This window comes from Kribbella sp. NBC_00482 (genome assembly GCF_036013725.1).
Lineage (GTDB): Bacteria > Actinomycetota > Actinomycetes > Propionibacteriales > Kribbellaceae > Kribbella.
In genome coordinates, this window is the sequence record NZ_CP107881.1 from 8,092,289 (window position 1) to 8,110,987 (window position 18,699).

The window sequence follows — 18,699 nt, forward strand, 5'->3', positions numbered from 1 at the left end:
TCCCTTCAGGCCTGGGTCGTTTGGGGCGTCGTAGCGAGAACCGGTTCCGGCCGGCGCTCGCGGTCGCCGCGGGGTACGGCGGCGATCACCAGCGCGCCGAGCACCGCCGGGACCGCGAACCCGTAGAAGTTCCAGTCCAGGCTCAGGCCGGAGTCCAGGACCCATCCGCCGAAGAGCGGACCGACGATCGCGCCGAGGCGTCCGACGCCGAGGGACCAGCCGAGTGCGGTTGCGCGGCTCCCGGCCGGGTAGTGCGTCGCGACGTACCCGTTGATGAGGATCTGCGTGCCGACCGTGCCGACACCGGCGATCGCGATCAGCAGGTAGAGCGCGAACGCGGCCGGGTCCGTGCTGAGTGCGTAGATGGACGCGGCAGCGAGGGCGAAGGCCACCGTCGTGACCACCTTGGAGCCGAGCCGGTCGGCGAGGGCGGACGCGACGAGGGCGCCGACGACCGCGCCGAGGTTCATCACCAGGAGGAACCGCAGCGAGGAGCCGAGCGGGTAGCCGGACTGGCGCATGATCTGCGGGAGCCAGGTGTTCAGCCCGTACACCAGGAGCAAGCCGAAGAAGCTGGCGAGTCCGAAGAGGATCGTCGCGGCCAGGTGCTTGCGCCCGAACAGCACCGCGAGCGGGGTCCGCTTCTGCTCGGCGGGCTCGGGCTGTACGCCGTACTTGGCCGCGAGAGCTGCCGCTTCGTCATGCCGGCCGCGGGCCTGCAGGAAGCTGACCGACTCGGGCAGGAACCGCCACGCCAGCGGCAGCACCAGGACCAGCGGAGCCAGACCGATCGCGAACATGATGCGGAAACCGTGCACGGGGACGAGGTTGATCGCCAGTACCGCGGCCAGCACGCCGCCGAGTGAGAACCCGGAGAACATCAGCGCGTTGTTGAAGTTCCGCCGATGCGGTGGGGCGTACTCGACGGTGAGGGCGATCGCGGTCGGGACCACACCGCCCAGGCCGAGGCCGGTGACGAAGCGGAGGATTCCGAACACCTCGGCGTTCGGCGCCAGCGCGGTCGCGCCCATCGCGAGCGAGAACCAGGTGATGCTGGCGAACATGATCCGGCGCCGGCCGAGGATGTCGGTCAGGGCGCCCACGCAGAGCGTCCCGATCACCATCCCGGTCAGCGCGTAGCTGCCGATCGCACCGGCCTGACCAGGCGTCAGGTGCCAGTCCGGGTTCTTCAGCAGCGACGGTACGACGGCGCCGTACACGATCAGGTCGTAACCGTCGAAGACGATCGTGACGAAGCAGATGGCGACCACCCAGAGGCCGGTCCTCGACCGGGTGGTGGTGGCAGGGGAACTGGTCATGGCGGCCTCGTTTCGTGCCGGGCTGACGGGTGAATGTGATGAAAGTAGGACGTCTTAGGGACGACCGTCAAGACTTTGACACACTTCTGATGGCATCATGAGAGGATGAGCGCTGCGAACCACTGGGAACGGCTCCGAGGAGACACGATGAAGCCTCGGTCGATCGTCTTCGACCTGTTCGGCGACTACATCCGCTATCACGGCGGCGAGGTCCGGCTGCGCACGCTGACCGCGTTACTGGAGTGCTTCGACGTGGGCGAGAGCACCGTCCGGGTGGTGATGGCGCGCCTGCGGCGCGAAGGCTGGTTCGACACCCGGCGGGACGGTCGCGAAACGGTGTACGCGCTCAACGACAAGAGCTGGCGACTGCTCGACGAGGGGCGGACCCGGATCTTCGAACGATCCCGTGAACCCTGGGATCGGCAGTGGTCGATGGTGATCTACTCGGTCCCGGAGAGCGAACGAGCCCTCCGCGAGGAACTGCGCAAGGAGCTCGCCTGGCTCGGGTTCGGGCCGCTGACGTCGTCGACCTGGGTGAGTCCGCACGACCGGCTGACCGAGATCCAGGAGCGCTTCGCCGACCAGCCGTCGATCCAGCTCGATCTCCTGCAGTGCAAGTCGTCCGGGCTGTCCCGCGACCGCGAGATGGCGGCGCGCTGCTGGGAACTCGACTCCCTCGACGCCGACTACGCCACCCTGCTGCGCACCTACCGGCCGCGCATGCGGTCGTACCGCGCCGGCTCGTTGGCGCCACGCGAGGCGCTCGTCGAGCGGATGAAACTCGTCCACGACTACCGGCTGTTCCCGTTCCGCGATCCCGATCTCCCCGAAGAGCTGCTCCCCACCGGCTGGCACGGCCGCGAGGCGCATGACCTCTTCCTCCAGGCCCACGAGGCTCTGAAGGCGCCCGCCGACGGGTTCTTCGTCGAGGCCGCAGGCACCGACCGCGTCGCCTGACTCGTCAGGAACGGCGACGCGGCAACGTTGTCATGTGTCAGATTCTTGACGAGCGGCGTACATATGTACTTCAATCCAGCCTCGAACAGGATCGCCGGCCCCGGTCCGCCCTCCCCCTCGCGTGCTCTGGAGGCACCGCCGATGAGACCGATCAAATCGACCCTTGCCGTGCTCGCGGCGGGCGGGCTACTCGCCTGGTGGGCGTATCCCGCCGCCGGCCAGCAGACCGCCGCCGCAACGCCACCGGCCCCGGGCCCCGCCGTACTGAACGCTCCCCCGCCCACCGCCCCACAGCTGGAGAACACCGGTGTCTGGCAGGCCCAGCCGACCATGGTGTGCCACAGCAGCGCCTACCGCGAAGGCGAGTTCCTCAACCAGGGTTGCGTGTACGACGACCAAGGCGCCCAGCTCGTCACCACCAACTGGCCCGAACATTCCCTCACGTTCGCGTACACGTACCCGACCAACCCGGCGTACCGCGGCAACGCCGCCGACCTGGTCGAGGTCCGCGTCAAGCCCCTCGCTGACGCGACCGCGTTCCGGATCACCTTCAACACGATGACCGACCCGGACCTCGTCGGTACGACGATCGCGCTCGGCAACTCGCTGCTCCCGCGCCAGGCACCGCACGGCGCGAACACCCTGATGCCGGCCGAGAAGTTCGTCACCGTCCATGGCCGGACCGGTGACATCGTCGACGCGGCCACCGGCAAGACGTCACCTGTCGCGCCGACCGTCTCGGTCGACGTCGCGCGCCGGCAGGTCGAGGTCCGCGTCCCGCACACCGCGTACGACCCCGGCACGCGTACTGTCCGGGTCGCCGCCGCGGCGGGTCTGTGGGACCGCGCCGGGGACAAGTTCCTGCTCCCACGGGCGGTCGCCGACGCGACCCACCCAGGTGGCGCGCTCACGGCCGGCCTTCGACCGTCGGCGTACTTCGACGTCGCGTTCCGGCAGGAGCCGTTCGACTCGCCGTGGCGCAACGACAACCAGAAGACGACGCTTGCCAGCGGCAACATCGGCAAGTTCTTCGCGAACGTGGACTTCGCCAAGCTGGCGCAACACACGACCGACAACAGCGCCGTCCCGACTTCGGGCTACATCGAGCGGCTCTACGCCTCGAACAGCGAAGTCGCGCAGGGTCGCCGGTTGCCAGGCGACGCGGGCAAGCCACCGCTCGGGTCCTTCACCCAGCAGAACGGCGCGACCCTCGACGGCGAAGGTACGCCGAGCGTCCAGTTCGGCTGGATCTGCCGCGACGACTGCGTCTCCGACCTCCCCGGCCGACTACAGCGGTACGTCGCCTACGTTCCCGACCTGCCCCGCCCGGCCAACGGCTACGCGAGCATGGTCTGGACCCCGGGCTACGCCCAGAGTGCGAACGACCAGGTCGGCGACCCGGGCACCGGAGCACTCCTGCCGGCCGGCGACCGGGACCTGTTCCACCAGGTCGCGAACCGCCCGTCCGCCCCGACCGTCGTGATCTCGGTCGACGGCCGCGGCAACGACAACTGGTCCTACGGACGCTCCGGAGCATCGGTGTTCGAGGCGCTCGCCGATGCGCGGCGGGCGTTCGGGCTCGACTCCACGCGGACCGTGATGAGCGGCTTCTCGAGCGGCGCGTACGGCGCGAACAAACTCGCACTGCAGTTCCCCGACGTGTTCAGCAAAGCCTTCATCTGCGACGGCCTGAACATGGCGCCGTCGTTCCCCGGGATCAACGGCATCGCCGACACCCTTCCCGTCGACACCGCGACCCAGCACGAACCGGGCTCGGTCCTGACACCGTTGCTGCCGTCGCGCCGCAACCAGCCGGTGCTGGAATGGGCGGGCCTTCCGGACAACTACATCCCGTACAACATCCCTCGCGAGCGGGCGAACGCCTACATCGCAGGACCGCAGTACGACTTCACCTTCGACAGCTGGCTCGGCGCATCCTCCGATCACGTGGTGATGTGCGCGAACGCGACCTGGAAGGTGCTGACCGACTGGCTCGGCGACATGCGCGGCACGCAGGATCCGTTCCACGTCACCTACGTACGCAACCCCGCCATGGACGACGCGGAGTCCGGACTCGTCGGCGACCACGCCTACTGGCTCAGCGCCATCCAGAACCGGTCCGGTGCCCTCGGCACCATCGACGTACGGTCACACGGCTTCGGCCTCGCCGATGCACCAGCCGCCCCGGTCACCACCGGCGCCGGCGTGGCGACGGGCTCGACAGTGCCCATCAACGCCTACACCTCCGAACGGCGGACCAAGCCTGCTCCTGTCAGCGCACCGATCGCGAACCGGCTCGACATCACCGCAACGAACATCAGCACGGTGACGATCGACCCCAAGCAGGCCAAGGTCACCTGTGACGCCGATCTGAACGTCACCACCGACGGACCACTCACGGTCCGCATGCTCAACTGCCCCGACCGCACCTTCAACTGAACCGTCGCCCGCCGACTGCTCCAACGGAAGCAGTCGGCGGGCGGGGTCCTGCATCACTTCACTTTGATGATGATCCGGCCGCGGGTGCGCTCTGCGAAAGCGGCGGGCACGGCGGCCAAGTCCCGGACTTCTGTGACCAGCGGTGTGAGCCGCCCGTCGCGCAGGCGAGCAGCCAACTGCGCCGTCTGCTCGCGGTTGGGCTCGACGACGAAGAAGATTGCCCGGCCGTCGCGAGGGTGGACCGTCGGCGGGTCGGCGACAGTGACGAGGGTGCCGCCGGGGCGCAACAGGGCGGTGGAGCGGTCGCGGATCTCGCCGCCGATCACGTCGAACACCACGTCGACCTCTCCGGAGTCCTCGAGGCGGTCGCTGTCCAGGTCGAGGAACTCGTGGGCGCCAAGGGTGCTAGCGAGCTCCCGGTCGGAAGCGCGGCCAGTGCCGATGATGCGGGCTCCGGTCTCGTGGGCCAGTTGTACGGCGACCGATCCGACAGAACCGCCGGCGCCGTGGATGAGAACGGTTTGGCCTGCTTGCAGGTGAGCGTGGTCGAACAGCGCTTGCCAGGCCGTCAGACCCGGCATCACCACGGCGGCCGCGGTGATGTGGTCGACGTCGGCGGGGAGCGGAGCCAGGTTGCGGGCCTCGACGGCGGTGTGCTCGGCGAGGGTGCCGTTGCGGGCCCAGTCCGTCAGCCCGAAGACCCGCTGACCGACTGTGAGACCCGTGGTGCCGTAGCCGAGCTCGACGACCACGCCGGACAGTTCGTGGCCGATGACGCTTGGCGTGCGGTCGCGGCCGGCGCGGTCGGTCCAAGTGCCGGGCCAGTCCGGCTCGCCTCGGAGGAAGCCAGCCGCGTGGACCTCGACGATGACGTCGTTCTCGGCGGCGCGGGGAGAGGGCAACTCGGTCAGGGACAGCCCGTAGCCATCGGCCTCGCGGTCCCGGACAGTGATGGCACGCATTGAAGATCCTTTGCAGCAGTCGGTGTGATGGTTCCCCTCGACCGTAGGCAGAAGCGGCCCGCAATAGCTGGGCCATTCAGCGGCGGGTTCGATGGGCCACCCGGCCGGGTCACGGCAAAACCACGACCTTGCCGTGGATCTCTCCCGCGTCAGCCTGCTGGTGGATCGCAGGCAGCTCGCTCAGCGGCACGCGCCGGGCGATCTCGACGTGGAGGTCGCCGCTGTCGATGAGCGCGACCAGGTTCGAGAGCACGTCCGCGTCGGGGTGGACGAAGATCGTGACCGCGCGCACGTTTCGCTCATCGTCGCCGGGCGTCGTCACCATCGGTGTCGTGGAGACGACCACGCCGCCGTCACGAACCCGTGTGACCAGGGCGGTGAATCCGTCCGGGCTGATCGGGGCCAGGTTGAGCAGCACATCGACGGGCTCGGTGACCGCGTCGAGTACAGAGGAGGCCGTGTGGTCGATGATCTCGTCCGCACCGGCCGCCTTGACGATCTCGCTGCTGCGCGGGCTCGCCGTGGCGATGACGTGGGCACCTGCGCGCTTGGCCAGCTGCACGGCGTACCCGCCCACCGGGCCGCCGGCGCCGTTGATCAGCACCCGCTGCCCGGCCTTGAGCTCGCCGGCCTCGAAGAGTGCCTGGGATGCGGTGAGCCCGACCGACGGCAAACCCGCAGCATCGGCCAGCGGGATGCGGATCGGAGCTTTCACCAGTGCGCTCGCCGGGGCGACGACGTACTGCGCTGCCGATCCGTCAGCGTTCATGGGGATGAAACCGACGACGTTCTCGCCCACGGCGAGGCCGTCCACCCCGTCGCCCACCCCGTCGCCCAGTGCGTCGATCGTGCCGGACACGTCGTAGCCGGGAACGTGCGGCAGCGTGACCGGGATCGGCAGGAAGCCGCCGCGGAGGCCGCCGTCGGCCGGGTTGTACGCCGACCCGGCGACCTGGATGCGCACTTCACCCGCGCCCGGCACCGGCAGGTCGGCGTCTTCGTAGCGCAGAACCTCCGGGCCGCCCGTTGCGTGGAACCGTACTGCCTTCATGATGTCTCTCCTTCGGCAATGTGCTTTGGATTCGAAGCAACTGAGGACCACCGTAGCTCTGCTTCGAATTCAAAGCAAGTGCTTCGAGTCAGAAGCACTGATAGGCTCGGTCCATGACCTCCTCGCGACCCTCGCTGGATGCCACGCAGCTGGGCGCCTACTTCGCCCTCATCGAGGCGAGCAGCCTGCTGAGGCACGCCGTCGAGCAGCAGTTGCGGGAGGCCGGGGATCTCAGCTACGTGCAGTTCCAGCTCCTGGCCACCCTCGGCGACTCTCCGACGGGCAGCCGACGGATGACCGATCTCGCCGACGGCGTCGTCTACAGCCGCAGCGGACTGACCTACCAGGCCCAGACGCTGGAGAAGCGGGGCCTCGTGACCCGGACGCAGTCCTCCGACGACGAGCGCAGCATCACCGTCACCATCACCGACGAGGGACGCGCCGTACTCGCAGGTGTCTTCCCGGGCCACATAGCCGTCCTGGGCGACCTACTATTCGCCCCACTGTCGCGCTCCGACATCGAAACCCTCGCCGACGTCCTCGGTCGCACAAGAGACCACATGCGCCAGACTCCCCCGCGCTCCGCAGCACCACGCCGCCGCAAACCCAAGGAGGGCCCGTCATGAAGCCAGCCACCACCGTCGTCTCGATGCCGGTCACCGATCTGGAGCGCACGCTGCGGTTCTGTCGCGACGGGCTGGGCCTGGAGACCGCGGGCATCGACGGACCGATGATCCTGATCGAGCTGCCGAACCTCTCACTGTTCCTCATCGAGCGGCAGGAGTACGCCATGTACGCCGGCCGCGGCGGTATGCCGGATGCTGGCGGTCCCGCTCCAGGCGCCTGCATCATCTCCTGCGCCATCGGGAGCAAGGAGGAGGTGGACGAAACCGTCGCGCGCGCCAAACTGGCCGGCGGATCGACGCCCGCCGATCCTCGGGAGTACGACGGGTCGTACGTCGGCTACGTCAGCGACCCCGACGGCCACCTGTGGGAACTCGTCTGGAACACACGGACCGAAGCAGCGGCCAAGTAGGTTCCCGCCATCGGTGACGATCTCGGGCCGATAGCCGCGGAGGTGGCAGCGAACTACATTGACCGAATGGGCACATACGAGGGACTTCTGCAGGAACAGATCCGCAACGAGTTCACGGCCTCACAGCAGTACGTGGCGGTCGCTGTCTGGTTCGACGACCAGGACCTGCCGCAGCTGGCCGCGCACTTCTACAAGCAGTCACTCGAAGAGCGCAACCACGCGATGATGATGGTCCAGTACCTGCTCGACAAGGACATCCGGCCGCACATCCCGTCGGTCGGCGAGGTCGAGTCGGACTTCAAGACCGCACTCGAGCCGCTCGAACTCGCGCTGGCGCAGGAGGTCAAAGTCACCAAGCAGATCGAGATGCTCGCGCGCACGGCCCGTGACGAGAACGACTACGTCGGCGAGCAGTTCATGCAGTGGTTCCTCAAGGAGCAGGTCGAGGAGGTCGCCGCCATGCGAACGCTGGTGAACGTCGCCAACCGCGCCGGCGATGATCTCTTCCACCTCGAGGACTTCCTGGCCCGCGAGACCGTCGGCGACGCCGGCGCCGACCCCACGGCCCCCAGAGCCGCGGGCGGAACGGCCTGAATCACCCAGAGCAGCGGGTGTTTGCCGGGAGCTACAACCCCCGACGATCGGCGGCGCGGGGGCAGATGGCGTACGGACTTAGGTAAGGGGTACAGGCGGTCGGAGCGAGCGACTGGCTGCAGTTCGGCGGCGAGGGGGTCGGGCCCTGGGCGACCGGGCGATACCAGCAGGCACCGCAGCTGATCGGCACTCTGGAACCGGAGTTCGAGAAGATCGCCGCGCTGAAACCGGACCTGATCCTGGACGTGAAGTCCAGTGGCGACCAGAGCCGGTACGACACCTTGAAGGGGATCGCGCCGACGATCGGCGTACCGCAAGGTGGTGACGCGTACAAGGTCAGCTGGAAGCAGCAGACCGAGCTGATCGCCGCCGCGCTGGGCAAGGTGGACGAGGGTCGCAAGCTGATCGCGGACACCGAGGACAAGTTCCGGCAGGCGGCGGCTCAACATCCGGAGTTCGCCGGTAAGACGATCACCGTCGGCGCCAAGTCCGGCCAGGGCTACGGCGCGTACGTGCACGGCACCGGCCGGCTCAACTTCGTCGAGCGGCTCGGCTTCCGCAACAACCCGACGATCCAGGCGAAGGCCACGAAGGACTTCTCGGTCCCGGTCTCCCGGGAGAACCTCGGACAGCTGAACGCCGACCTGATCGTGATGGCGCCGATCGGCCGACCGGCGCAGGAGATCACCGACGATCCGCTCTACCGCGCGATTCCGGCGGTCCGCGCCGGTCGTTCGATCGTCTTCGACGACAAGACCATCAGCTCGGCCTTCGCCACCGACACGATCCTCTCGACCGGCTACGCCCTCGACAAGGTTGTGCCCCTGTTCGCGACGGCGCTCAAGGACTGACTGTTTTCCCCCGCAGCGCTGTCATTCCATCGACTGCAGAATGCGGTCGAAGGTCCGGCGGCCCATTCTGCTCATCGTCGGATTGGTCTCGACGTAGTACCAGACAACGCCCATCGCCTGTTGGAACGCCCACGCCTTGCCGCGTTCCCACTCCAGATCGTCAGAACCCAGCGCCCGTCGGAGCACCTCCCGCGGGCCGGGCTCCAACAGGTGCCAGGCACTGACCAGATCCAGCGCGGGGTCGGCCGGACCGAAGCCGCCGGTGTCGAGTACGCCGCTGAGCCGGTCCCCCGCGACCAGTACGTTGCCAGGGATCAAGTCACCGTGGCTCATCACGTCCGCACCCGTGCGTGGCAACTCCCGAAAATAGCTCCACATCTTGCGCAGCCGCGGCACGTCGAGCAGCCCTTCACTCTCCTCGAAGCACTTCGCCATCCAGCCGTCGTGGTCAGCCAGAACGCCGCCACGACCTCCACCGCTGAAAAGCCGCCCCCGCGTCTCGGCGTCCCGCAAGGCTGCGATGAAGGCCGCAAGGTCCTCGGCAAAAGCATCCGACGCACTCGGATCGGCATCAAAGGCGACCGTTCCGGGCAGCCAGGTCTGGACCGACCACGGCATCGGGTAACCCGCTCCAGGCTGTCCGAAGGCGACGGGCTCCGGGACGGGAAACCGAGACACCTGCGCCAACTCCGCGCTCGCCTCGGCTTCCTGTTCCAGAACCGCCAGCGCCTCAGCAGCACCGACCAGACGCAGCGGGAAACGCGCAGACAGGTCACTCCCGATGCGAAAGATAGCGTTGACCGTCCCCGTCGACGGCACGAGCCGGACCGCCTTGCCCTTCCACTGCGGAAACTGTTCCTGGATCAAGTCCGCAACCATCTCGCTGGTCACGTCCACCTGGTCATCGTGCATCGTCGCCGTCCTCCACCTACTTGACCGACGCAGACACACTTACACAACAGCACCCCATAGATTGGCGGTCGGTGCCAGGGACGCCAGTTCGGACCAGACGTCCTCGGGTATGTCGGCTGAGGCGAACGCGAGCGTCTCGTCGATGCGGGACGGGTCGGAGACGCCGACGACGGTGGAGGCGATTCTCGGGTCCCGGAGTGAGAACTGTAGTGCAGCGGCCTGTAGCGGTACGTCGTGGCGGGAGCAGACCTCCTGCATGCCGCGGACCGCTTGCAGTACCGCATCCGACGCCTGCCGGTAGGCATATTTAGGTTGAGCTTCGGGGCCTTTCGCAAGGATTCCACCGCCGTACGGCGCCGCGTTGACGAACGCGATCCCGCGCTCACAGGCCTCCTCGATCAGCGACTCCGCGCCGCGGTCGAGCAAGGTGTAGCGGTTGTGGTTCAACGCGACCTCGAACACGCCCGTCCGGACGAACTGCCCCAGCATGTCGAGTTCACCCATCGCGACACCGACATGCCCGAGGATGCCCTGATCGCGCAGCTCGGCGAGTGCTGCGACCGGGCCGTCGTCGGCCATGGCCTGGTCGAACGTCAGGTGGGCCTCAGGATCGTGCAGGTACATCAGTTCTACGTGATCGACACCGAGCCTCGACAGGCTTTCCTCGACGGAGCGACGTACTCGCTCGCCGTCGAACTCGCCGGTCGCAGCATCCGCATCGACTTTTGTCGCAAGAACGAACCCTGAGGGCACACCGCCACGCCGGCGCAGAACCTCACCGATCAGCGTTTCTGCCCTTCCCGCCCCGTAGTTGTTCGACGTGTCCAGGAAGTTGATCGGTCCGTCCAGAGCCTTGGTAATCGTGGCGGTCGCGGCCTCGGCCGCGACCTCGTAGCCGTACAGCCCAGGCATGTTGGACAGTGGGCTGGTGCCGACGCAGATCGGCGTCACCTGCAAGCCGGTGGCCCCGATAGGCCGCAATGTCATCTCCATGAGGAAGCTCCCTTACCGAGGGCCCACGAGTGCGAGGTCCGCTGCATAGGCGGCCTCGAGGTCTTCGTCCCATGGCTCGGACTCCGCGGCCAGAGAGTCGAGAACTGTCTCGGGTCGGGTCGCGCCCGAGACCACCGACAGCACCGGCGACGAAGCCAGGAGCGCCCGCAGTTGCAGGCGTTGCACCGAGACGCCACGCGCGTTGGCAACGGCCGTCAGGTGTGGGGCCGCGGCCGAGGATCGCAGTGGTGAATACGCGAAGAACGGCACGTCGTGTGCTTCGCACCAGGCAAGCACGTCCGCCGACTCGCGTCCCATCGCAGTGTGACGATTCTGTACGGCGTCGATACGCGCGACTGCCTCAGCTCGCTCGAGCTCGGCGACGCTGACGTTGGACAGACCGATCCGAGCCACCTTCCCCTCGTCGCGAAGGGACGCGAGCGTAGAAACGCCTTCCTCCACTGGCTGTTCGGCGAGATCGACTCTGTGCAGGTAATAGAGATCGAGGTGTTCGCCCCCGAAGACGCCCAGGCTGGTCTCGACATCGGACCGGATCCGGACGTCGCTGATGTCGGCATCCCAGCTGCTGGTGCCCGTTCGCGAATGACCTCCCTTGGTCCCGACGATCACGTTCGTTCCCTGGGCGGCTTCCGCGGCCAGCTCTTCTCCGTAGAGAGGCACATCGACGTGGGCGTATGCCCGCGCGGTGTCGAGGATCGCCGTACCGGCGGCGATGCCGACCCGGATCGTCGCGAGATCCGCCGCGCGGTCACGCGGCTCGAACGAATAGCTTGCTACCCCGACGGCGACCCGGCCAACGAGCTCCATCACTAGTCAGACCTCTCTTCGGCGGTGAGGATCAGTACGACGGCCTCGAGACCGTCGGCGGTCACGGTGACGGTGATCGCGCCGGCCCCGGTCGGTCGCACAACGGCCAAGGCTCGACCGTCGAACGTCGTGTGCTCACCGGTGTCGTAGCGTTCCCCGTTGTCGGGCCGCGCACTCCCAAGTGCTTGCAGGCCTCCGGCGCCTTCGACGGAAACCGCAACCTGACGATCTTCCGACGTGACCAGAGTCCCGGCCGTATCGCGGAGCTCGATCGAGATGAACGCGAGATCCGCATCGTCGGCTACGAGCCTATCCCTGTCCGCCGAAGCGGTCAGGGTCGTCTCGCCGACTGCCGAGCGCAGCGCCGCCCGACCGGTCTCGGATCCGTTCCGGTAGGCAATGGCGGTGAGCTCGCCCGGCCGGTACTCGGTCTCGAAGACGGTGACCAGCGGCATTCCCTCGCCCACGGTCCGACGGGCAAGGGTCTTACCGTCGAGACGAAGCTCGACCTCGTCACCGCCACCGCTGTACACCTCGACCCGGATGGGCGCTCCCGACTCAACAGGCCAGGTCCAGCTCCCGATCGAATCGCTCCAAGCCCACCCGCCTGTGACTTTGGGGGTTCGGTGGAAGTTCTCCGGGCGCTGAACGGCGATGTACGGCTCGGCGCGCAGGCCGAAGACGATTTCGCGGTAGTACGACGCCGGCCGCCGGTACCCGGTGAGGTCGAGATCACCGCACCACGCCGCGATCCATGGAAACGGAGCCGCGAAACCCGCCGTACTGTCCGTGTAGACCGCCCGGCCGACTCCGACCTCGCCGAGATAGTCGAGTCCGGTCCAGGTGAAGTCTCCAATGACGTGTGGGCTGTCGAGGATCAGGGCCCAGTTGTCGGCGATCCGCGGCGGAAAGGTCTCCGACCCAACGATGATCCGGTTCGGGAACAGCTCCCGGTCGGGCGTGTAGCGGGCGTCGGCGTAGTTCATGCCGGCGACATCCAGCACAGCAAACGATTCGGCGGTCCGCTCGGTCACCACCGACGACCTGGCGATCTGGTTCTGCAGGTCGGCGTGCGTGGCCATGACATCGTTCACACCCCCGTCCTGCTCCCCCGGGGCCGTCACCCGGCGGAACTCGTCCACGAAGTCGTCGATCGTCGCCACGAATCCGTTGATGCCGTTCGTCACGAATCGCAGCGGGTCGAGCGCGCGAACTTTCTCCGCGAGCCGGCGACCCCACTCCGAACCCAACGGGTTGCCCGTCTCGGGAATCTCGTTACCGATCGAGTAGAAGATCACGCTGGGGTGATTGATGTCCTTCAACACCATCGCCTCGACGTCGCGCTCCCACCATTCCTGGAACGCCAGCGAGTAGTCGAATGACGACTTCGAATCCGTCCAGACGTCGAAGGTCTCGTCGATCACCAGCATCCCGACCCGGTCACAGGCGTCCAGCATCGATTCGCTGAGTGGATTGTGCGAGGACCGGATCGCATTGAAGCCGGCCGTCTTGAGCAACTCGACCTTCCGCTCCTCCGCACGACCGATCGCCGCCGCGCCCAGGATCCCGTTGTCGTGGTGCACACAGGCACCACGCAGCTTCACGGTCTCCCCGTTGATCCGCAGCCCGTGGACAGGATCAAGCCGCAACGTCCGTACGCCGAACTTGATCTGCTGATCGTCAACGACGGCATCAGCCGAACGCAGTCTCACTGTTGCCGCATACAACTGTGGATCGTCGACATTCCACAACCGGGGCTCGCCCACATACGTCCGCACTCTGGCGGTCGCCGCGTTCCCGGCGCGCGTCGTGACCGGCGCCGAGCCACGCGCGACGACCACACCCGAACCGTCGACGATCTCAACCTCCACGTCGACGGTCTCGGTGCTCAATCCGTCGTTGCGCACCTCGACCGCGACCTCGACGACAGCACGCTCTGCATCAACATCAGGCGTGGTGATCCGCACCCCACGCCACGCGACGTGGACAAGCTCGGTGACGATCAACCTCGTGTCCCGGAAGATGCCCCCTCCGGTGTACCACCGCGAGTCCTCGTGCGATCGGGCCTCCACCCGTACGACGTTCGGCTCGCCGTACCGCAGGTACGGGTTGAGGTCGATCAGGAACGACGAATAGCCGTACGGGCGCTGACCGGCGGCAACGTTGTTCACGAACACCACCGCATCGCGGTAAACCGCACCGAACTCCAGCGACACCCGTTTCGTCCGCCACTCCTCCGGGACCTCGAATGTCTTCGAGTACTCGAACACACCACCAGGAAAGTAGGCTTGTCCCGCCTTGTGCTCGGCACCCCGCTCCAGCGTGATGATCGCGTCGTGCGGGAGCGTGACGGGCACCGCCTCTGCCGTCGACCCGGCGAGCTGGGTGAAGATGCTGCCCTTCGGGCGGACCGTCCAACCGGTGTTGAACGAATCCCTGCTCATTTATTCTCCGGCCTTGTAGTCGGTGTCCATCCTGGCCAGCACCTTGTCCGGTGTGGTCTTTCCACTGAAGACGTCCTGGATCCCGGTGATCATGTTTGCGGACACCTTCGGGTTGGGCCAGAGCTGGTCCATGAACGGGACCGTTCGGGCGTCGGTGATGTATTTCGACAGCTCGGCCAGCGACGGATCGGCGGCGGAAGTTGTGCCGGGCAGGGACGGGAGGCTGCCCTGCTTCTTGTTGAACAGGCTCATGCCTTCCGGCGACATGACGTAGTCGACGAACTTGATCGCCAGCTCCTTGTTCTTGGCCTTCGCGTTGACTCCGTAGCCGGCACCGGCCGCCGCGGGCATGATGAACGTCGCCGGGTCGTCAGTGGCCGGCAGCGCCTTCATGATGAAGGTGCCAGAAGGGTTCTTGCCCTTGAGCAGGGCCACCACCCAGTTGCCCTGGATGATCCCGAGGGTCTTGCCGGTGGCGGCGAGCGTCTGGCTGGCCTCGTAGCTGGTGCCCAGCGGGTTCTTCTGGAAGCAACCAGCCTTCTCCATCTCGATCTGCTTGGCCAGCGCAGTCTTCCACGGCGAGTTCGCGAAGGTGGCCTCGCCGGCCTGCATCTTCTTGTCGAAGTCCGGGTCGCCGCCGTAGACGACCGTGGCGACCAGGGCGTACACGACGAGCTGGTTGACCCACAGATCCTGGTTGCCCAGGGCAAACGCCGGGGTGCCCTTCGCTGCGGCGGCCTTGCAGAAGGACAGTAGCCCGGTCCAGGTGGTCGGAGGTGTGAGCCCCGACTTGGCCAGAGCCTGCTGGTTGTAGATCGCGCCGATGCCGTTGACACCGAAGACGCCGGTGTAGGTCTTGCCGTCGTACTGCGAGACCTTCTTGATCGGATCGGGCTGCTTGCCGGCCCACGGCCGGTCCGACAGGTCGAGCAGGTAGCCGTTCTTGGCCGCGCGGAACACGGTCATGGGGTTGCCGTTGCCCGGCCAGATCGTCATCACGTCAGGGGCCGTGCCAGAGGTCAGCTGGGTGCGGATCTGCTGCTGGTACTGGTCGGCGCCACCGGTCGTGAGGTTCACCTTGACGCCGGGGTTGGCGGCCTCGAACGCCTTCACCACGTCCTCGACGGAGCCCTGGTCGACAGAGGCAACCGTCAGGGTCTTGTTCTCGCCGCCGCTGCTCTGGCTGCCGGCGTTGGTGCCACCACTGCAGGCTGCCAGCAGGCCTACGGCTGTCGTCACGGCAATCAGGGCAGCCAGTCTGGGTGTTCTCATGATGTCTCCCACTAAAGGAATGGAATGGATGGATGACGGTGGCGTCAGCCCTTGAGGCCTCCCGCGAAGCCGTTGATGATGCTGCGCTGCAGCGCGAAGTAGATGACCAGGATCGGGACGATGCTGATCACCAGAGCTGCGAAAACGAGGTTCCAACTGGTGACGTACTGACCGACGAACCCCGCGATCGCGACCGGCAACGTCTGCTGCCCGCTGCCGCTCAGGTAGAGCAGCGGGGTGAAGAAGTCGTTCCACACAGCGACTGCGTTGAGGACCAGCGCCGTCACGGTGATCGGCTTGAGCATCGGGAACACGACGTACCGGAAGCCCTGCGTCGGCGTACAACCGTCGATGAGTGCGGCTTCTTCGAAGTCGCGGGGCAGCGCACGCAGGAAGCCGATGTAGAGAAAGGTCGTGAACGGCACCTGGAGTCCTGAATAGAACAGGACCAACGCCCACGGCGTACCGAGCAGACCCAGGTCACGCATGGTCTGGTAGAGCGGCAACGCGGCCAACTGGAACGGCAGCGCCAGGCCCAGCATGATCAGCAGGAACAGCCCGCGCGACCACCGGGCAGTGGCACGGGCCAGCGGGTACGCGGCGAACGACGAGATCGCCAGCACGATGATGACGCTGACGACCGTCACCACGATGCTGTTGAAGAGCGCTCCGCCGAGTGCTCCGCGCTGCCAGGCCTCGGTGAAGTTGTGCATCGTCGGATCGGCGGTCGGCCGCAGCGGCGACGACGTGTCGGACGTCGGGCGTACCGCAAGGTTCACCAAGACATACAGCGGGAACCCAACCGCCACGGCTGCCGCGATCATCACCAGTTCGAGGCCGAAGGTGCGCTTGCGATAACGGGTCATGAGGCAGCCCTCTCGTTGCGCGCGAGTACGGCGTACTGACCCGTCGAAGCGATCGCCACGACGATCGTCAGCACGACTGCGAGCGCGACGCTGTAGCCGAACTCGCTCAGAGTGAAAGCGTCCTTGTAGATCAATGTGGACAACGTGTCGGTGGCGTGGCCCGGACCACCGCCGGTCAGCGCGTAGACGTGGTCGAACAGCTTGATCCCGCCGATGACCGACAGCATCAGATTGATCGTGAACGCAGGTGCCAGCAGCGGCCGGACGACGGACCAGAACCGTCGTACGGGACCGGCGCCGTCGATGTCCGCCGCCTCGTAGATCTCCTTGGGTACCGACTGCAGGCCGGCCACGAAGATCACCATCGAGTACCCGGCGAACTGCCACACGATGACACCGACGATCGACCACAGGGCGATGTCCGGATTGCCCAGCCAGTCCTGCTGCCAGCCGGTCAGGCCGACCGCACCCAGCAGGCTGTTCACCGCGCCATCGGGGCCGAGCAGGTTGCGCCACAGGTACGACGTCACGATCGGGGTGATCACGGCCGGCGCGAAGAGGAACACCCGGAGCAGGTTCCGGGACTTGATCGCACTGTTGACCCCGAGCGCCAGCAGCAACCCGAGTCCGTTCTGGATGATCGTGATCGCCACGGCGAACAACAACGTGTGCCACAACGCCTGCACCGCGTCCGGGTCATGAATCATGGTCCTGAAGTTGCCCAGACCGATGAACGAGTAGTTCGGGTCGATACCGTCCCAGTCGGTGAAGGCGTAGTACACGCCACGAGCGCTCGGCACCAGAACGACAAACGCGAACAACACCATCGCCGGCAACGCGAACCACCAAGGCGGAGTGTTGTTGAGCCGCCGACGGGCCCGGGCGATGCGGGGCCCGGCTGGCGCTGCCGCCGTACTCCTCGTCAGCTTCGATGCAGTGGCCACAGACGAACCCACTCCCTGAAACGTTTCATCGATCTATGGGTAACGTTCCCCAAAAAGTTGTCCCGACTCTAGGAGCGGACCTCTCAGACGTCAATATTTCGGCTGTGTAGACTCCGGGTAACGTTTTTCGTTCATGGCATGCCAGGGGGTGGAAAATGCAGCAGGCGGGGTCTCCACGGCGGATCACGATCGTCGACGTCGCCCGGCACGCGCAGGTGTCCACCACGACCGTGTCCAAGGTGCTCCGCAATGCGTACGGGGCCAGTCCGGCGATGCGGGCCAAAGTGCAGGAGGCGATCGCCGAGCTCGGCTACCGGCCGAACGCCGCGGCCCGCGGTATGCGGGGTCAGACGTACACGATCGGCGTGATCCTGCCCGACCTGCGCAACCCCTTCTTCCCCGACATCCTCGACGGTTTGACCGATGCGCTGAACGACACGCCGTACCAGGTCCTGGTCGGGCCGGGGGGTCACAACGACGAGCAAGCTGAGGTGCGCGGCTCCGACGCGATGATCGACCGCGGCATGGACGCCATGGTCCTGGTCGCTCCGATCTCACCGCGATCCCGGCTCGAGCACGTCGCCCGGACCGTACCGACTGTGGTGGTCGGCCGGCACGGTCACTCCGATGTCTACGACACTGTGTCCGACGACGACTTCACCGGCGCGACCCTCGTCGTGGAGCACCTCGTGAAACTCGGCCACCGCCGGATCGCCCACATCGAGCACGCGGAGTCCGACCCGGCCCGCCTCATCGAGATGCCCAACGCGATCCGCGCCGACGGCTACAAACACGCCATGCGCACCCATGACCTCGCCAACGAGATCGACATCGTCTCCACCAGCTACACCCAAGAAGGCGGCTACCTCGGCGCCCGGCAGATCCTCAGCCGACCGGAACTACCGACCGCCATCTTCGCCGGCGCCGACATCGTCGCCATGGGGGTCCTGGCGGCTCTCACCGAGGCAGGACTCTCGGTCCCCGACGACATCTCCCTCGCCGGATACGACAACACCAACTTCGCCGCACTCGGACCGATCTCACTGACCAGCGTCGATCAGGCCGGTCACCATATCGGCGCCGAAGTCGCCCGCCTCCTGCTGAGCCGGATCAGCGACCGGGACCGACCATCAACCCAGGTCAAGCTCTCCCCCACCCTCGTCACCCGCCGGACCACCACTCCCCCAGCGTCCTGAGTAACCCCCCTCCAACCTCCCACGTGGCGTGGGAT

Annotated in this window: 17 protein-coding genes; 7 read left to right on the forward strand and 10 right to left on the reverse strand. The window is 66.7% G+C overall.

Features of this window, described 5'->3' with window-relative positions; translation table 11 throughout:
- Positions 1 to 5: 5 nt before the first annotated feature.
- The gene (locus tag OHB24_RS38945; protein ID WP_327635965.1) at positions 6 to 1,319 is read right to left on the reverse strand and encodes an MFS transporter; all 1,314 of its coding nucleotides are present in this window, start codon (positions 1,317 to 1,319) and stop codon (positions 6 to 8) included.
- Between the two features lie 147 nt (positions 1,320 to 1,466).
- On the opposite strand from OHB24_RS38945, the gene OHB24_RS38950 reads away from it, so the two are divergent.
- Both OHB24_RS38950 and OHB24_RS38955 read left to right on the forward strand, forming a co-directional pair.
- Complete coding sequence (locus tag OHB24_RS38950; protein ID WP_327635966.1) at positions 1,467 to 2,276, forward strand: PaaX family transcriptional regulator; 810 nt, start codon at positions 1,467 to 1,469, stop codon at positions 2,274 to 2,276.
- A 141-nt stretch (positions 2,277 to 2,417) separates the two neighbouring features.
- A complete protein-coding gene (locus tag OHB24_RS38955) occupies positions 2,418 to 4,715 on the forward strand; it encodes a hypothetical protein (protein ID WP_327635967.1) in 2,298 nt (765 codons plus the stop codon).
- 53 nt (positions 4,716 to 4,768) lie between these two features.
- Here the strand turns inward: OHB24_RS38955 and OHB24_RS38960 are convergent, their stop codons facing one another.
- Positions 4,769 to 5,677 carry an NADP-dependent oxidoreductase gene (locus OHB24_RS38960; RefSeq protein ID WP_327635968.1) on the reverse strand — a complete coding sequence of 303 codons (909 nt, stop codon included), beginning with the start codon at positions 5,675 to 5,677 and terminating at the stop codon, positions 4,769 to 4,771.
- A 109-nt stretch (positions 5,678 to 5,786) separates the two neighbouring features.
- Entirely contained in the window at positions 5,787 to 6,728 is a 942-nt protein-coding gene (locus OHB24_RS38965; protein WP_327635969.1) for an NADP-dependent oxidoreductase, read from the reverse strand.
- Between the two features lie 113 nt (positions 6,729 to 6,841).
- Between OHB24_RS38965 and OHB24_RS38970 the strand changes: the two genes are divergently transcribed.
- From OHB24_RS38970 to OHB24_RS38985, 4 genes are all read left to right on the forward strand, one after another.
- Entirely contained in the window at positions 6,842 to 7,354 is a 513-nt protein-coding gene (locus OHB24_RS38970; protein ID WP_327635970.1) for a MarR family winged helix-turn-helix transcriptional regulator, read from the forward strand.
- Positions 7,351 to 7,764 carry a VOC family protein gene (locus OHB24_RS38975; RefSeq protein WP_327635971.1) on the forward strand — a complete coding sequence of 138 codons (414 nt, stop codon included), beginning with the start codon at positions 7,351 to 7,353 and terminating at the stop codon, positions 7,762 to 7,764. The genes OHB24_RS38970 and OHB24_RS38975 overlap by 4 nt, the downstream gene beginning before the upstream one ends.
- Positions 7,765 to 7,830: 66 nt before the next feature.
- The gene (locus OHB24_RS38980; protein ID WP_327635972.1) at positions 7,831 to 8,358 is read left to right on the forward strand and encodes a ferritin; all 528 of its coding nucleotides are present in this window, start codon (positions 7,831 to 7,833) and stop codon (positions 8,356 to 8,358) included.
- A 182-nt stretch (positions 8,359 to 8,540) separates the two neighbouring features.
- A complete protein-coding gene (locus OHB24_RS38985) occupies positions 8,541 to 9,209 on the forward strand; it encodes an ABC transporter substrate-binding protein (protein WP_442914014.1) in 669 nt (222 codons plus the stop codon).
- Between the two features lie 21 nt (positions 9,210 to 9,230).
- Here the strand turns inward: OHB24_RS38985 and OHB24_RS38990 are convergent, their stop codons facing one another.
- The 7 genes from OHB24_RS38990 to OHB24_RS39020 are packed head-to-tail and all read right to left on the reverse strand — an operon-like array spanning position 9,231 to position 17,468.
- Positions 9,231 to 10,106, reverse strand: coding sequence for an aminoglycoside phosphotransferase family protein (locus OHB24_RS38990; protein WP_327635973.1), 876 nt, complete (start codon positions 10,104 to 10,106; stop codon positions 9,231 to 9,233).
- A 54-nt stretch (positions 10,107 to 10,160) separates the two neighbouring features.
- Complete coding sequence (locus OHB24_RS38995) at positions 10,161 to 11,114, reverse strand: aldo/keto reductase (protein ID WP_327635974.1); 954 nt, start codon at positions 11,112 to 11,114, stop codon at positions 10,161 to 10,163.
- Between the two features lie 12 nt (positions 11,115 to 11,126).
- Positions 11,127 to 11,942, reverse strand: a complete 816-nt coding sequence (locus tag OHB24_RS39000) for an aldo/keto reductase (RefSeq protein WP_327641157.1) — start codon at positions 11,940 to 11,942, stop codon at positions 11,127 to 11,129.
- Between the two features lie 2 nt (positions 11,943 to 11,944).
- Positions 11,945 to 14,386, reverse strand: a complete 2,442-nt coding sequence (locus OHB24_RS39005; protein WP_327635975.1) for a glycoside hydrolase family 2 TIM barrel-domain containing protein — start codon at positions 14,384 to 14,386, stop codon at positions 11,945 to 11,947.
- Positions 14,387 to 15,658, reverse strand: a complete 1,272-nt coding sequence (locus tag OHB24_RS39010; protein WP_327635976.1) for an ABC transporter substrate-binding protein — start codon at positions 15,656 to 15,658, stop codon at positions 14,387 to 14,389.
- Between the two features lie 44 nt (positions 15,659 to 15,702).
- A complete protein-coding gene (locus OHB24_RS39015; protein ID WP_327635977.1) occupies positions 15,703 to 16,524 on the reverse strand; it encodes a carbohydrate ABC transporter permease in 822 nt (273 codons plus the stop codon).
- Positions 16,521 to 17,468, reverse strand: a complete 948-nt coding sequence (locus OHB24_RS39020; RefSeq protein WP_327635978.1) for a carbohydrate ABC transporter permease — start codon at positions 17,466 to 17,468, stop codon at positions 16,521 to 16,523. The genes OHB24_RS39015 and OHB24_RS39020 overlap by 4 nt, the downstream gene beginning before the upstream one ends.
- A gap of 155 nt (positions 17,469 to 17,623) precedes the next feature.
- Between OHB24_RS39020 and OHB24_RS39025 the strand changes: the two genes are divergently transcribed.
- Positions 17,624 to 18,664: a LacI family DNA-binding transcriptional regulator gene (locus OHB24_RS39025; protein ID WP_327635979.1), complete on the forward strand. Its 1,041-nt coding sequence runs from the start codon at positions 17,624 to 17,626 to the stop codon at positions 18,662 to 18,664.
- Positions 18,665 to 18,699: the final 35 nt, after the last annotated feature.